This is a genomic window from Mesobacillus sp. (assembly GCF_047739415.1).
Lineage (GTDB): Bacteria > Bacillota > Bacilli > Bacillales > Cytobacillaceae > Mesobacillus.
The window spans coordinates 1-15,261 of sequence record NZ_JBIQOE010000165.1; the positions used below are offsets into that span (position 1 = coordinate 1).

The 15,261-nt window shown below is 42.8% G+C and carries 13 protein-coding genes; 11 read left to right on the plus strand and 2 right to left on the minus strand.

Annotated features, from left to right (window positions below; genetic code table 11):
- Nucleotides 1-257: 257 nt before the first annotated feature.
- The 9 genes from xseA to spo0A all read left to right on the plus strand — a co-directional run bounded on the left by xseA (nt 258) and on the right by spo0A (nt 11,486).
- Complete coding sequence (gene xseA, locus ACH0QE_RS12795; RefSeq protein ID WP_415801029.1) at nt 258-1,616, plus strand: exodeoxyribonuclease VII large subunit; 1,359 nt, start codon at nt 258-260, stop codon at nt 1,614-1,616.
- Nucleotides 1,606-1,839, plus strand: a complete 234-nt coding sequence (locus tag ACH0QE_RS12800; protein WP_102263537.1) for an exodeoxyribonuclease VII small subunit — start codon at nt 1,606-1,608, stop codon at nt 1,837-1,839. The genes xseA and ACH0QE_RS12800 overlap by 11 nt, the downstream gene beginning before the upstream one ends.
- Nucleotides 1,840-1,841: 2 nt before the next feature.
- A complete protein-coding gene (locus tag ACH0QE_RS12805; protein WP_415801030.1) occupies nt 1,842-2,735 on the plus strand; it encodes a polyprenyl synthetase family protein in 894 nt (297 codons plus the stop codon).
- A 220-nt stretch (nt 2,736-2,955) separates the two neighbouring features.
- Nucleotides 2,956-4,848, plus strand: a complete 1,893-nt coding sequence (dxs, locus tag ACH0QE_RS12810; RefSeq protein ID WP_415801031.1) for a 1-deoxy-D-xylulose-5-phosphate synthase — start codon at nt 2,956-2,958, stop codon at nt 4,846-4,848.
- Between the two features lie 3 nt (nt 4,849-4,851).
- Nucleotides 4,852-5,700: a TlyA family RNA methyltransferase gene (locus ACH0QE_RS12815; RefSeq protein ID WP_415801033.1), complete on the plus strand. Its 849-nt coding sequence runs from the start codon at nt 4,852-4,854 to the stop codon at nt 5,698-5,700.
- A gap of 421 nt (nt 5,701-6,121) precedes the next feature.
- Nucleotides 6,122-6,571, plus strand: a complete 450-nt coding sequence (gene ahrC / locus ACH0QE_RS12820; protein WP_041967930.1) for a transcriptional regulator AhrC/ArgR — start codon at nt 6,122-6,124, stop codon at nt 6,569-6,571.
- A gap of 16 nt (nt 6,572-6,587) precedes the next feature.
- Complete coding sequence (gene recN / locus ACH0QE_RS12825; protein WP_415801034.1) at nt 6,588-8,279, plus strand: DNA repair protein RecN; 1,692 nt, start codon at nt 6,588-6,590, stop codon at nt 8,277-8,279.
- Nucleotides 8,280-8,398: 119 nt separating this feature from the next.
- Nucleotides 8,399-9,691, plus strand: a complete 1,293-nt coding sequence (spoIVB, locus tag ACH0QE_RS12830; RefSeq protein WP_415801035.1) for a SpoIVB peptidase — start codon at nt 8,399-8,401, stop codon at nt 9,689-9,691.
- A 1,000-nt stretch (nt 9,692-10,691) separates the two neighbouring features.
- Complete coding sequence (gene spo0A, locus ACH0QE_RS12835; protein WP_415801036.1) at nt 10,692-11,486, plus strand: sporulation transcription factor Spo0A; 795 nt, start codon at nt 10,692-10,694, stop codon at nt 11,484-11,486.
- 189 nt (nt 11,487-11,675) lie between these two features.
- Here the strand turns inward: spo0A and ACH0QE_RS12840 are convergent, their stop codons facing one another.
- Nucleotides 11,676-11,816: a YycC family protein gene (locus tag ACH0QE_RS12840; RefSeq protein ID WP_023627393.1), complete on the minus strand. Its 141-nt coding sequence runs from the start codon at nt 11,814-11,816 to the stop codon at nt 11,676-11,678.
- Nucleotides 11,817-11,855: 39 nt separating this feature from the next.
- Between ACH0QE_RS12840 and ACH0QE_RS12845 the strand changes: the two genes are divergently transcribed.
- Nucleotides 11,856-12,590 carry a glycerophosphodiester phosphodiesterase gene (locus ACH0QE_RS12845; RefSeq protein ID WP_415801037.1) on the plus strand — a complete coding sequence of 245 codons (735 nt, stop codon included), beginning with the start codon at nt 11,856-11,858 and terminating at the stop codon, nt 12,588-12,590.
- 2 nt (nt 12,591-12,592) lie between these two features.
- Here the strand turns inward: ACH0QE_RS12845 and ACH0QE_RS12850 are convergent, their stop codons facing one another.
- Nucleotides 12,593-12,856, minus strand: a complete 264-nt coding sequence (locus ACH0QE_RS12850) for a DUF2627 domain-containing protein (RefSeq protein ID WP_415801038.1) — start codon at nt 12,854-12,856, stop codon at nt 12,593-12,595.
- Between the two features lie 214 nt (nt 12,857-13,070).
- Here ACH0QE_RS12850 and ACH0QE_RS12855 point away from each other — a divergent pair, with 214 nt between their 5' ends.
- Complete coding sequence (locus ACH0QE_RS12855) at nt 13,071-15,131, plus strand: sigma 54-interacting transcriptional regulator (RefSeq protein WP_415801039.1); 2,061 nt, start codon at nt 13,071-13,073, stop codon at nt 15,129-15,131.
- The last annotated feature ends 130 nt before the right edge of the window (nt 15,132-15,261 follow it).

Here is a 15,261-nt window from a genome sequence, read left to right on the forward strand (position 1 = left end):
TAGCTTTGAGCAGCTCGAGTCGCTTGTCTAGTTTCGCCTCCTAGAAACTCCGAAACTTCAACTCCGCCGGCAGAAGCAAAAAGCGCTTCTTTGTCGGAGTCTCCAGTTTCTGCGTTTCTGGGCAGTCGGCTATACATTTCGATTTCGGTCAGCCCAATGAAGTCAAAGAGCGATTTCACTGGTCGGCCCTCCAGCGCTTGTCGAGGCTGGACAAGGTGCTTGAGCTTTCTAATCAGTTCCACAAAAGGAGTTTACCAATGGATAATCAGCGTTATCTAACCGTCAACGCGTTAACCAAATACATAAAACGAAAATTCGATGCAGATCCGCATCTACAGGGTGTCTATATCAAAGGGGAAATCTCCAACTTCAAAAGGCATTCGAGCGGGCATATGTATTTTACGCTCAAGGATGAGAAAGCCCGAATACTTGCTGTCATGTTTGCGGGTGCCGCCAGGTCCATGAAGTTCAAGCCTGAGAATGGCATGAAGGTTCTGGTCAGAGGAGATATCTCAGTGTACGAAGGCAGTGGACAGTACCAGGTATACATAAAAGAAATGAAAACCGATGGAGTGGGCGATTTATTTGTTGCTTATGAGCAGCTGAAGAAGAAGCTTGAGCAAGAAGGCCTTTTTTCTCCAAAATACAAGCAGCCTATTCCGAAATATCCAAAAGCTGTCGGCATTGTTACTTCCCCAACTGGGGCAGCAATCCGCGATATATTAACAACGATTAAAAGAAGATATCCAATTACCAAGGTGCTCATTTTCCCGGCCCTTGTTCAGGGAGAGCAGGGAGGCCCTTCCATTGTGAGGGCAATTGAGAAAGCGAATGCAAGGACAGATATTGATGTTCTGATCATCGGTCGCGGGGGCGGATCGATTGAAGAGCTGTGGAATTTTAATGAGGAATCAGTTGCCAGAGCAATTTTTGCCTCGAAAATTCCCATCATCTCAGCAGTCGGGCATGAAACAGATTTCACGATCGCTGACTTTGTCGCGGACATGAGAGCGCCGACTCCAACTGGAGCAGCGGAACTGGCAGTCCCTCATATCCAGGATCTCATTGAGAGGGTAATGAACAGGGAAACAAGGCTGATGAGGGCGATGAGGGAAAAAGTATTTTTCCAGCAGGAACGCTATCAGCGACTGATCAGGTCATATGCCTTCCGTTATCCAAGGAAGCTTTATGAACAAAAACTTGAACAAGTTGACAAGTTGACGGAATCGCTGACCAGGGGAGCTGAAAAGCTCTATACTGCTAAAAGCGATTCGCTTTTACAACTGAAGAGAAGATTGGTTCGAAGTCACCCAGAAGAACTGAGGAAAGTGTCTGCTGAAAGGCACGGAAGGACAACGAGGGCTTTAAACAGGGCGATGACGGCCGTCTTATCTGAAAAGCGAAAAGAGTTTGATGGAATACTGTCTACGCTTGAAGCCTTAAGCCCATTGAAAATCATGGACCGAGGCTATAGCCTTGCATACACAGAAGATGGGGAACTGATCAAAACAGTCACCCAGGTAAGACCTGAACGGAAAATAAAGGTGAAGCTTTCTGATGGAAGCATTCAATGTATCGTGACAGATATCAAGGAGAGTGAAAACGATGGCAGATGAAAAAAAACTAAGTTTTGAGCAGGCGATGGATCAACTGGAGACTATTGTTGAAAAACTTGAAGAAGGCGATGTGCCTTTGGAAGAAGCGATCTCTTTTTATAAAGAAGGAATGGAATTATCCAAGCTTTGCCATGATAAGCTAAAGAATGTGGAAGAACAACTGGCCCAGATCATTACTGAAGATGGACGGACTGAGGGTTTCTCCATAAATGAGGAGGAATAGTATTGCATCCTGTTTCACTTGATTCTTTTACAACAAAATACAAGACTCTTGTAGAGGAAAGGCTAAGGGAGGCGGTTGGTGCCCTTGATACGCCGGAGAATCTTGCTAAGGCGATGCTTTATTCACTGGAAGCAGGCGGGAAAAGGATCCGCCCGCTGCTCGTTTTCGCTGTAATCGATGCATTCGGGAAAGACCCGCAAGATGGACTTGATGCTGCTGCGGCAATCGAAATGGTCCATACTTATTCACTGATTCATGATGATCTGCCGAGTATGGACGATGATGATTTGAGAAGAGGAAAGCCAACGAACCATAAAGTTTTCGGTGAAGCGACTGCCATCCTTGCAGGCGACGCTTTATTGACATTGAGTTTCAACATGCTGGCGGATATCCCTGAGGATACAGCACCTGCTACTGTAAAGCTGGCGTTGATTAAGGGATTATCAACTGCCGCTGGTGCTCCGGGCATGGTGGGCGGCCAGGTAGCAGATATGGAAGGGGAAAATAAAGAGCTGACTCTTGAGCAGCTTGAATATATCCATATTAATAAAACGGGGAAATTGCTCGAATACAGTATCATTGCGGGGGCAGAAATTGCCGGGGCAACTAAGGAGCAAAAGGATGTAATGTCCAAGTTTGCCTATCATATTGGCCTGGCATTCCAGATACGTGATGATATCCTCGACCTTGAGGGTACAGAAGAATTGATCGGCAAGCCGGTTGGCAGCGATACAGCTAACGAAAAAAGCACGTATCCTGCTTTGCTTGGATTAGCCGGAGCCAAAGAAGCACTTGATTACCATTTGCGAAGCGCGAAAGATTCACTTGACAAAAGCGGGCTTGAGGTTGGGATTCTTGACCAGATCACCGATTTGATTGGACTGCGTAACCATTAGAGCAATCGTTGAGAATAGTGCAATAGTGTGCTATAATTGGCTGTTAGCACGGTAGTGTTGGCAGCTTTTTTTATACATAAATTAGAAAAATAGATGCCATATTTTCAGGTAGTGCTTGAAAACCTTTCTTTACTTAATATATGGTATTACTAACAACTTTTTCAGAATATGAATAAACAACGCGGAATAATAAGTCAGAAATGAAAGTGAGTGGTCCGAAATGGATCTTTTATCAATAAAAGACCCTTCCTTCTTAAAAAATCTTTCGAATAAGGAATTGGAAGAGTTAAGCAGGGAGATTCGGCAGTTTTTAATCGAAAAACTATCAGTTACAGGCGGACACATAGGACCTAACCTCGGTGTTGTCGAATTAACGATTGCCCTTCATAAGTGTTTTGACAGCCCGAAGGATAAATTTCTTTGGGATGTCGGCCATCAATCATACGTACATAAAATCCTGACCGGAAGAGCATGTCAATTTGATACGTTAAGGCAGCATAAAGGACTGTGCGGTTTTCCTAAAATGATTGAAAGTGAGCATGATGTCTGGGAAACAGGCCATAGTTCGACTTCACTTTCAGCTGCTATGGGGATGGCGATTGCCCGGGACCTGAAAAGGGAAGATTCCCATATCGTTCCAATTATCGGTGACGGTGCTCTTACAGGAGGAATGGCTTTAGAGGCCTTGAACCACATCGGGCATGAAAAGAAGAAGCTGATTGTCATTTTGAATGATAACGAAATGTCGATCGCTCCAAATGTGGGAGCTTTGCATAGTGTGCTTGGCCGCCTTCGGACCGCTGGTAAGTACCATTGGGTAAAAGATGAACTTGAATACTTGTTAAAAAAGGTTCCTGCTATTGGCGGTCAGCTCGCAGCGACTGCCGAAAGGATAAAGGACAGTTTAAAATATCTGTTTGTTTCAGGAATCTTTTTCGAGGAATTAGGATTTACTTATCTTGGACCAGTAGATGGCCATGATTACGACGACTTGTTTGAAAACCTTGCATATGCAAAAAAACAGGAAGGGCCTGTATTGTTGCATGTGATCACGAAAAAGGGCAAGGGATATAACCCGGCTGAAAACGATAAAATTGGCACTTGGCATGGAACCGGACCTTATAAAATGGAAACCGGTGATTTTGTGAAGCCAGAATTCTCACCTCCAGCCTGGAGTAAGCTGGTTAGTGAGACAGTAAGGAAAATCGCGAGGACGGACGAACGTATCGTTGCTGTAACGCCTGCTATGCCTGTTGGTTCGAAGCTTGAGGGCTTTGCCAGCGAATTCCCTGACAGAATGATCGACGTCGGAATCGCTGAACAGCATGCGACGACGTTTGCCGCAGGACTGGCAACGCAAAATATGAAACCATTCTTGGCAATCTATTCAACCTTCCTGCAGCGCGCATATGACCAGGTGGTCCATGATATTTGCCGCCAGAACCTGAATGTGTTCATTGGAATTGACCGTGCCGGACTCGTTGGTGCTGATGGCGAAACTCACCAGGGCGTATTTGATATCGCCTTTTTAAGGCACTTGCCTAATATGGTATTGATGATGCCGAAAGATGAAAATGAAGGACAACATATGGTATACACGGCCATAAAGTATGACGAAGGCCCGATTGCCATGCGTTATCCACGAGGCAATGGACTAGGTGTACCAATGGATGAAGAGTTGAAAGAAATCCCAATTGGAACCTGGGAAGTGCTTCGTGAAGGTGAAGACGCAGCCATCCTGACATTTGGAACCACGATTCCGATGGCAATGGAGGCAGCAGAGATTCTGGCAAAACAGGGTGTATCAGTAAAAGTAGTCAATACCCGTTTTATCAAGCCTCTGGATGAAGAGATGCTGGTTGGCATCCTGAATGATAATATGCCGATTCTTACGATTGAGGAAGCTATCCTTCAGGGTGGATTCGGCAGCTTCGTGCTAGAAATGTCCCATGACCTGGGCTATCAGCATGTAGAAATCGACAGGATGGGAATCCCAGATCAATTCATTGAGCATGGCAGTGTCGATAAGCTTCTTGAAGAAATTGGAATGACAACAGAAGATGTCGTCTTGCGAATGCAGAAGCTTGCGAGACAGAAACAAAAAAGGGCGTAGCAAATGAAAATCAAAAAAGAACGATTAGATGTACTGCTTGTTGAACGCGGTCTTGCCGAAACAAGGGAGAAGGCCAAACGGACAATCATGGCGGGGCTCGTCTATTCCAATGAAAACCGACTGGACAAGCCTGGTGAAAAGGTTAGCAGTGACATTCCATTGATGGTAAAAGGAAATGTCCTGCCATACGTAAGCCGTGGAGGATTGAAGCTTGAAAAGGCATTAAAGGTTTTTGATCTTGATGTTCAAGGGAAAACGCTGCTGGATATCGGAGCTTCGACTGGCGGCTTTACCGATTGTGCCCTTCAAAACGGCGCTGAGATGTCTTACGCCTTGGATGTCGGCTACAACCAGCTAGCCTGGAAGCTTCGTCAGGATGTACGTGTCGTCGTGATGGAGCGGACAAACTTCCGCTATGTGAAACCGGAGGACCTAATTAAAGGGATGCCGAATTTTGCAAGCATAGATGTATCTTTCATATCACTTCGGCTGATATTGCCTGTGTTAAAAACTTTACTGGTAACAGGCAGCGATGTTGTCGCTCTCGTCAAGCCGCAATTTGAGGCCGGAAGAGAACAAGTTGGCAAAAAAGGTATCGTACGTGACAGGAAGGTCCACGAACAAGTTTTGGACAGAATCATTTCTTTTTCGATAGAAGAGGGCTATGATGTTATGGATCTAAGCTTCTCGCCGATCACAGGCGGTGATGGCAATATCGAATTCCTGCTTCATCTTCAGTGGAACAACACAGCAGAAGAGAAAGGCAGTCTGTTGCTGAAGACCAAGCCTGAAGCAGTCGTAACTGAAGCGCATAATGAACTAAAATCAAAGCAAACCAGCGAAGAAGAATAGGCTGAATAAGCCTGTTCTTTTTTGTGTGATTTTGAAATTTTATGAAGTTTACAGTGGAATAAGACATAATGCTATAGGTTTTAGGTTTTGGTAATGCTATTGTTGAATATTAAAAACCTGTTGTTTGTAGTGGAAGGCGCGTAGACTCCTGCGGGATGAGAAAGTCACGGGAGACCCCGCAGGCGCTAAAAGCGCCGAGGAGGCTCCCGGACTTCCCGCGGAAAGCGAAGCGCCTGGAACGAAAATCAACAGCCGAATTTATAGTGCCATTTTCAGAAGAAACTCTTCTTATAGAAAGTTCACCACTTCGTCAATTCCATCGATAACTTTTGCCGAAAGTCCACGAATGATTGTACATTCTGTTGAAATCGGCTAACATATGAGTATATGAATGTTTCGGATATATCCAGGGGTGATATTAATGAATAAAGGACAGCGACATATTAAAATCCGTGAATTAATCGCGAGTAAAGATATCGAGACGCAGGATGAACTTGTCGATCGGCTGAAGGCTGCCGGTTTTAATGTTACACAGGCGACAGTTTCACGTGACATCAAGGAGCTCCATCTTGTAAAGGTTCCTTTGATTGATGGCAGATACAAATACAGTCTTCCTGCAGATCAGCGGTTCAATCCATTGCAAAAATTAAAAAGGTCGTTGATGGATGCTTTTATCCGGATTGACCAGGCAGGCCACCTTTTAGTAATGAAAACTCTGCCTGGCAATGCAAATGCGATCGGCGCACTGATTGATAATCTCGATTGGGAAGATATTCTTGGCACGATTTGTGGAGACGATACCATCTTGATTATTTGCCGTACTCCAGAGGATACTGAGCAAGTCACAAATCGTTTTCTCGAAATGCTGTAAATGAGGTGACGTTTGCTTGTTAAATGAATTATCGATACGAAACTTCGCAATAATTGAATCATTATCCGTTTCTTTTAATAAAGGGCTTACCGTACTCACGGGTGAAACAGGGGCTGGGAAATCCATCATCATTGATGCCATCCACCTGCTCGTGGGCGGAAGGGGTTCAGCAGAATTCGTTCGCCATGGCGAAGATAAAGCTGAAATTGAAGGTTTATTCCATCTGGAAGGTGAAAATCATCCGAGTTATGGAAAAGCAGCTGAATTTGGCATTGAAATTGAAGATGCCATGATTGTTTTAAGAAGAGATATTTCAGCGAGTGGAAAAAGCGTCTGCAGAATTAATGGCAAGCTTGTCACGATTGCAGTCCTGCGTGAAGTAGGTTCGACCTTGATTGACATTCATGGTCAGCACGAGCACCAGGAATTGATGGATGAGACAAAGCATATCAATCTGCTGGACCAATTTGGTGCAGATGAAATCCTGCCTGCCCTTCATGAATACCAGCAGGTTTACCGTTCATTTGAACAAACACAGAAAAAGCTGAAAAGCTTAAGTGAAAATGAACAGCAAATGGCCCATAGACTTGATTTGATCCAGTTCCAACATGATGAAATCCTCTCAGCGGGCCTACAGATGAACGAGGATGAAGAGCTTTTTGAAGAGAAGCGTAAGCTTGGCAACTTCGAAAAGATTTACGAGAGCATCCAAACCAGTTATTCAGCTTTACAGGGTGAGCAAAAGGGCCTTGACTGGATTGGTCTAGTAATGGATAACCTGCAGAATGCAGCTGATTTGCATCCAGACTATAAAAATGTCGCTGACATTGTAGCGAACAGTTTTTATATGCTGGAAGACGCAACGAGAACTATCAGGAATGAACTTGATTCCCTTGAATATGACCCGCAGCGCTTGATTGAAATCGAAGACAGGCTAAATGAAATCAATCAATTGAAGCGTAAATATGGGAAAACGATAGAAGAAATCCTCGAGTATTCTTCGAAAATCGAAGAAGAAATTGAGACGCTACAAAATAAAGAAGTTCATATCGGCCAGATGGAAAAGGAGCTTACATCGCTTAAGAAGGATTTGCGCATCGAGGCCAATAACCTGACTCAGACTCGCAGGAAATGGGCGAAAAAGCTTGCAAAATTAATCCATAAAGAACTAAAAGAGCTGTATATGGAGAAGACGGTATTTGACCTAAGAATCGACGCGGATTCTGACCATTTTCATAAAAATGGCGCAGATAAGGTTGAATTTTATATCTCGACAAATCCAGGAGAACCACTGAAGCCTCTGTCAAAAATTGCATCCGGAGGAGAACTTTCTCGGATCATGCTCGCCCTGAAAAGTATCTTCTCAAAACATCAGGGTGTTACTTCAATCATTTTCGATGAAGTGGACACAGGAGTCAGCGGACGGGTTGCACAATCGATTGCAGAAAAAATCTATAATGTGTCGACTGGATCCCAGGTTCTGTGCATTTCGCATTTGCCTCAAGTTGCTGCTATGGCAGATACCCACCTATATATCGCAAAGGTCATAAAGAATGGAAGGACGAAAACATCCGTCACTCCACTTTCTTCCTCTGAAAAGGTAAAGGAAATTGTCAGGATGATATCAGGCGTTGAAGTTACAGACCTCACGAAACAGCATGCTGAAGAATTACTGAAGCTTGCCCAGAATATGAAGGCCGTTACATGAAAAGCTATCCATAATGGGTAGCTTTTTTATTTTTATACAGGTTATAAATGCGGGGAGTCGAGGCAAAATTAAAGATGTAGCCATTTTCGATGTGTGTGGACTAGAAGCGAGGAGAGTGAATGGATTTGAAAAAAGATTTTCTCAGAAAATTTATTGGTGGAATTCTCCTTGTTTCATTAATTGCTTTAGGATTTGCAAAACCAGTACATGAATATTTATCTATTCCAGGAGATATAACATTATTCGAGGGGCAAAAGCTTGATTTCCAGGCAAATGCAGTCCAAGTTTCAGCTCTCGTAAAAGACTCAAATATCGCAGTGGATCAAAAAGGTGAAACCTTGTCTCTAGAGGCAAAAAGGCATGGGAAGGATGAAATGGTCCTTGAACTAGCAGGTTTCCCGGTTAAAAAAGTCGATGTAAATGTCTTGAAGGATTTCAAGGTCAGGCCAGGCGGTCAATCAATAGGTGTAAAGCTGAATACGGTTGGTGTCCTTGTGGTCGGACATCACCAGGTTCAGGCAGATGAAGGAAGAGTGTCACCAGGTGAAAAGGCAGGAATAAAAAAAGGCGATATCATCACAGAAATCAATGGACAGCAAATTGAAAAAATGGCGGACGTTGGCCCGTTTGTAAAACAAGCTGGGGAAGATGGCAAGCCATTGGATGTTGTAATTAAAAGGGAAAATGAAAAAATCAAAACGAAACTTCAGCCAGAAAAGGATGTAAATGAAAACACCTATAAGCTTGGGTTGTATATACGCGATTCAGCTGCAGGAATCGGGACGATGACTTTTTATCATCCTCAGTCAAAAAAATATGGAGCGCTGGGTCATGTTATTTCCGACATGGATACGAAAAAGCCAATCGTCGTAGGAGATGGGCAAATCGTAAGATCGACAGTTACTTCGATTGAAAAAGGCGGTAAAGGCAATCCGGGGGAAAAGCTTGCTCGCTTTTCATCTGACCGGGAAGTAATTGGGAATATCCGGAGGAACAGTCCTTTTGGAATCTTTGGAGAACTGAACAAAGATATTTCAAATGGCGTATTTGATAAACCCTTGCCAATTGCGCTTTCACATCAAGTAAAAGAAGGTCCGGCGAAAATCCTGACGGTCGTGAATAATGACGAAGTAAACCTTTTTGATATAGAAATTGTCAGCACAATCCCACAAAAATTCCCAGCAACGAAGGGGATGGTCATTAAGGTAACTGACCCGGAACTGTTGGAAAAAACAGGTGGAATTGTCCAGGGAATGAGCGGCAGTCCGATTATCCAGGGAGATAAGTTAGTGGGAGCTGTAACCCATGTCTTTGTAAATGACCCAACAAGTGGATATGGTGTCCATATAGAATGGATGCTGAACGAAGCAGGCATAGACATTTACGAAAAACCAAGAGAGCAGGCAAGCTAATACAGGAATTCGGCGGCGGCAAATAGCCGCCTTTTCTTTATGTGTAAACAATATATAGACGCCGCAAGAGCGTGACGGACAGAAATCAAAGTAAATCACGAAAAAGTGTCCGTCATAAGGGATATGACGGACAGAAATTGAAGAAAACCACGAAAAAGTGTCCGTCATCAGTGGCATGACGGACAGAAATCAAAGTAAATCACGAAAAAGTGTCCATCACCAGGGATATGACGGACAGAAATCAGTCAAAAATCATGAGAAAGTGTCCGTCATCAGTGGCATGACGGACACAAATTAATGAAAATCATGAAAAAGTGTCCGTCATCAGGGGCATGATGGACAGAAATTAATGAAAACCATAAAAAAGTGTCCGTCATCAGGGATATGACGGACAGAAATTGAAGAAAACCACGAAAAAGTGTCCGTCATCAGGGGCATGACGGACAGAAATTAATGAAAACCATAAAAAAGTGTCCGTCATAAGGGATGTGACGGACAGAAATCAAAGTAAATCACGAAAAAAGTGTCCCTCACCAGGGATATGACGGACAGAAATCAGTGAAAATCATGAAAAAGTGTCCGTCATCAGGGTAAGACGAGCAAAAGTCTTAAAAAATTACGAAGGTGTTATCTTTCGACGGGGAGGCTCACCGCCAGTGAGGAAGAATTCGCTTATTGAAAAAAGCCGGCAGTTGGGTTTTGTTATAATTCTTCCAGCGGATAACCTGGACGGAAATCAACAGTCTAAGTAAAAAGTGTTTCATTATAGGAATCATCCCAAAACCAAGATTATTCGACAAAATATCTATCACTTTTTTGTCAACTATCGAAATAAGTCGAAAAACAAAGGAAAATGAAGCATTTATAAGAAAATATTACTTTTTTAAGAAAAAATTAAAAATAAGAGGAATTTCTGTTGCATTGTCGAATTAGTCATTTAGAATAGAATTTAGAGAAGATAATGTTTGTGATCATAATTGGATTGAGGAGGAACCAAGTAGTGAACAAAATAAAAGTATGCGTAGTTGATGACAACAGAGAATTAGTAGGTCTTCTTGAGGAATATATTTCCTCTCAGGATGATATGGAGATTGTTGGAGTTGCCCATAATGGCCAGGAATGTTTAGAAATGCTCGAAGATACAGATCCTGATGTCCTGCTTTTAGATATTATTATGCCGCACCTTGATGGGCTGGCGGTCCTGGAGAGACTTCGTGAAATGAAGAAGGGTATCATTCCAAATGTAATCATGTTGACTGCGTTTGGCCAAGAAGATGTAACAAAGAAAGCTGTAGACCTTGGGGCATCCTATTTCATTCTAAAACCGTTCGATATGGAGCAGCTGGCAGGACATATCCGTCAGGTAAGCGGCAAGGCGAAATCAGTTGCTCGCAAACCATCGTCATCAATCAATTATGGCAGAAATGCGGAACAAAAGCCTAAAAATCTTGATGCAAGCATTACAAGCATCATCCATGAAATTGGCGTCCCTGCACATATTAAAGGTTATATGTACTTGCGTGAGGCCATTTCAATGGTATATAACGATATTGAACTACTTGGCTCGATCACAAAAGTCCTCTATCCGGATATCGCTAAGAAATTCAATACAACGGCAAGCCGTGTAGAACGTGCAATCCGCCATGCGATTGAAGTGGCGTGGAGCAGAGGGAATATTGATTCTATTTCCTCGCTGTTTGGTTATACTGTTTCGATGTCCAAGGCAAAGCCGACAAATTCTGAATTCATCGCGATGGTCGCTGACAAGCTGCGCCTTGAGCATAAGGCTTCTTGAAGGAGTTAGGGAAGAGTTAGCTATTTATTCATACTATTTTATGGAACATCTTACTTTATCACGGTATTACCGTCCTAAAGTAAGATGTTTTTATATGCCTGAATATTGGTATTCCATGAGTTTGAATATTATCATGTATATATAGCGAAGGATTCCATAAAAAAAACGCCCTGTAGGCGTTTTTTGGATTTATTTTTCTTTTTCTTTTTCAAGTTCCGTCAATTTTTGAATAAGGATATGTTGGGGCATATGCATGATTTGTTCAATAGGCACTCCGAGTTTTTCGGAAAGCTTTACAGCAGTCTCAGCAGAAATATGTAATGGCCTCATTGTCTTACCTCCAAATTGAAAAGATAGGTGTGATAGTTTATGACTCTTATTTTAGCACATCGCGGCTATGCAGCAGAATATCCTGAAAACACTTTGCTTGCTTTTAAAGAAGCGGAAACAGCAGGTGCAGAGGGATTGGAGCTCGATGTCCAGATGACAAAAGACGGTGAGCTAGTTGTGATTCATGATGAGAAGGTTGATCGTACAACGGATGGCACTGGACTCGTAAAGGACTACAATTTAAAGGATTTAAGAAAATTGGATGCCCGATACAAATTCGAGGCTATACCAAAAAAAGAACCGATCCCTACTTTAGATGAAGTTCTGGAATGGTTAACCGGAACCAAAATGGTCTGTAATATTGAATTAAAAAATAGTATCATCCCTTATGAAGGTATGGAGGAAAAGGTCATAAATATGGTTAGGTCTTATGACTTATCAGACAGGATCATCATTTCATCCTTCAATCATTACAGCATTGTCCAAAGCTATTTGCTTGCTCCAGAGATTGAAATCGCACCTTTGCTTTCCGAAGGATTATACATGCCATGGATATACGCACAGTCGATAAAAGCTAAAGGCTTTCATCCTCACTGGCGGGCTGCGCCGGATCAAATTGTCATGGCTTCGCTGGAAAGCGGGATTGAAGTGAGACCATATACTGTAAATAAAGAGACAGAGCTGGAAAGGTTGTTCAAGGTTAATTGCAGTGCGATCATAACAGATGATCCTGCAAAGGCAAGGAGAATTAGAGAAAAAATAAAACAGGCCTGAATTCAAGGCCTGTTTTGCTTTTTATTGCTATCAGGTATTCGGAAATATGCCTGGACTTTATTTCTTTTGCGATCACGATGCAGGATAAAACCAGCGATGAACCCCAGTCCCGCCAGGAAAAAAAGAAGTCCCGCCAAGAATTGAAGCCCTAAATTTGGGAAAGGCGCCTGCAAGATTCCAAACACCATGTCTCGCATAAGTTTTACCCCTAAAGCAGCGATGACGCCTGGTATCAACATAATGATTAATGCTATGATCCTGATCATTTGGTTTCCCCTCGTTATTTGTCCTCTTCTAAAAAGTATACTCAACCCCGTGTTTTTCCGCAATATAAGTTGTTCAAGGAGCATTACTTACAGAAGAGTTGGAAAACAAAGAAATTTGTCAGCGCATTCAAAAAGAATTACAATAATAGTGAAAGATTTTGCACACTAGAAAATTGGACCTATGAAATATTTTTCCAGATATGTGGTGGATATTATGCAGAAAGTAATGATTGTAGGAGCGGGTAAGGGTGGAACGGCCATCCTGAACATTTTCAAAGAGACTGCAGATGTTATAGCTGTAATTGACCTTAATCCTGACGCCCCTGGAATTCTCGCGGCGCAAAATGCTGGCATCCAAACCGGAACAGATTGGCATCAATATATGTCAGAACATCTGGATATCATCATCGAAGTGACAGGTGAGGAGGAAGTCTTCAAGGAATTAAGGGAGGCCCGCGGTAAAAACACAGTACTGATTCCCGGCAGTGTCGCATTCCTACTGGCGACCCTTTTAGAGGAAAAAGAAGAGTTAATAAAAACTCTCAGAAAAATTACATATGAGCATGACTTGATTTTTAACTCTTCTGGAGATGGTATGGTAGTCATCAATACAGAAGGAATCATAACTTTGTTTAATAAGAGCGCTGAGAAAATTATCGGAACAACAAGAGAACAGGCAGAAGGGCAACATGTTTTAGAAATAATACCAACAAGCAAGCTTCCAAGAATTTTGAACACGAGGAAGACAGAGTCCAACCAGGAATTATTGCTCCCGAATGGGTCAAAAATCATCACGACAAGAATACCGATCATTGATGAAAATGACCAATTGATTGGAGCGTTCTCTGTTTTTAAGGATATTACAGAAGTTGTAAATCTTGCGGAAGAGATAACGAATCTAAAAGAGATTCAAACAATGCTTCAGGCAATCATAAACTCCAGCGATGAAGCAATTTCTGTGGTAGATGAAGATGGACGGGGGATTTTAATCAATCCTGCTTATACCAGGATAACTGGACTTAAGGAAGAGGAAGTAATCGGGCAGCCAGCCACCGCTGATATATCCGAAGGCGAAAGCATGCACATGAAAGTCCTTAAGACGAGAAGGCCAGTTCGTGGAACAGCGATGAGGGTCGGCCCCAATAAAAAAGAAGTTGTTGTCAACGTAGCGCCCATCATAGTAGATGGAAAGTTAAAGGGGAGTGTCGGGGTTATCCATGATATGTCGGAAATCCAGAGCTTGAATCGGGAGCTGACACGCGCAAGGCAGATTATCAGGACCCTTGAAGCAAAATACTCGTTTGAGGATATTATCGGCCAATCCGAAGAAATGACGATTCCGATTGAACAAGCAAAGCTCGGGGCAAAAACACCTGCTACTGTCCTCCTTCGCGGGGAATCTGGAACCGGGAAAGAATTATTTGCCCATGCGATTCACAATGCCAGCGACCGCAGGTTCAATAAGTTCATACGTGTTAATTGCGCGGCAATTTCTGAATCGCTGCTGGAAAGCGAACTTTTTGGCTACGAAGAAGGAGCGTTTTCAGGTGCTAAACGTGGCGGTAAACGCGGTTTTTTTGAGGAAGCCAATAACGGCAGTATTTTTCTTGATGAAATCGGTGAGCTTCCTGCCAATACTCAGGCCAAATTACTTCGGGTTTTACAGGAGAGAGAAATTGTCCGGGTAGGTGGAACGAAACCTGTACCAATCAATGTCAGGGTTATAGCCGCCACAAATATGAACCTTGAAAAAGCGATTGCAAATGGCAGTTTTAGAGAAGACTTATATTATCGTTTGAACAGAATGCCGATTCATATACCGCCTCTCAGAAGAAGGAAGGAAGACATCCCACTCCTATGTGAAAGGTTGATCCGCAAAATTAATCAAGACTATGGACGTAACGTTGAAGGTGTTTCAGAGGATGCTATTAGAAAGTTGATGGAGTATGATTGGCCCGGAAACGTCAGGGAGCTTGAAAATGTTCTTGGCCGCGCAATTATCTTCTTGAGCTATAGCGAAACGATCATCCGGATTGAGCATTTGCCTGAATTGCAGAAAAGTCAACTGAAGGACAGTGATGATACCATTGGCCAGTCAATTCCGACTGAACCCCTTTCACTCCAGTTGGACAAGTACGAAGCAAAAGTAATCAAATCAACTCTTAAGGCTGTAAAAGGGAATAAAACAGCTGCAGCCAAAGTTTTAGGTGTATCAGTCAGAAATTTATACTATAAGCTTGAAAAATATAGTATTGAAGCAGATGGCATGCAATAATTTTCACACTCTGCAATTTTTTGCATAATATTTTTGAGCAAAAGTAAAGCGTTTTCAACGTTCCGGGTTGGCACAGTTCTTGCATATATAATTAGCGGTGATGCGAGAAGAACAGAAAGGGTTGAATCAG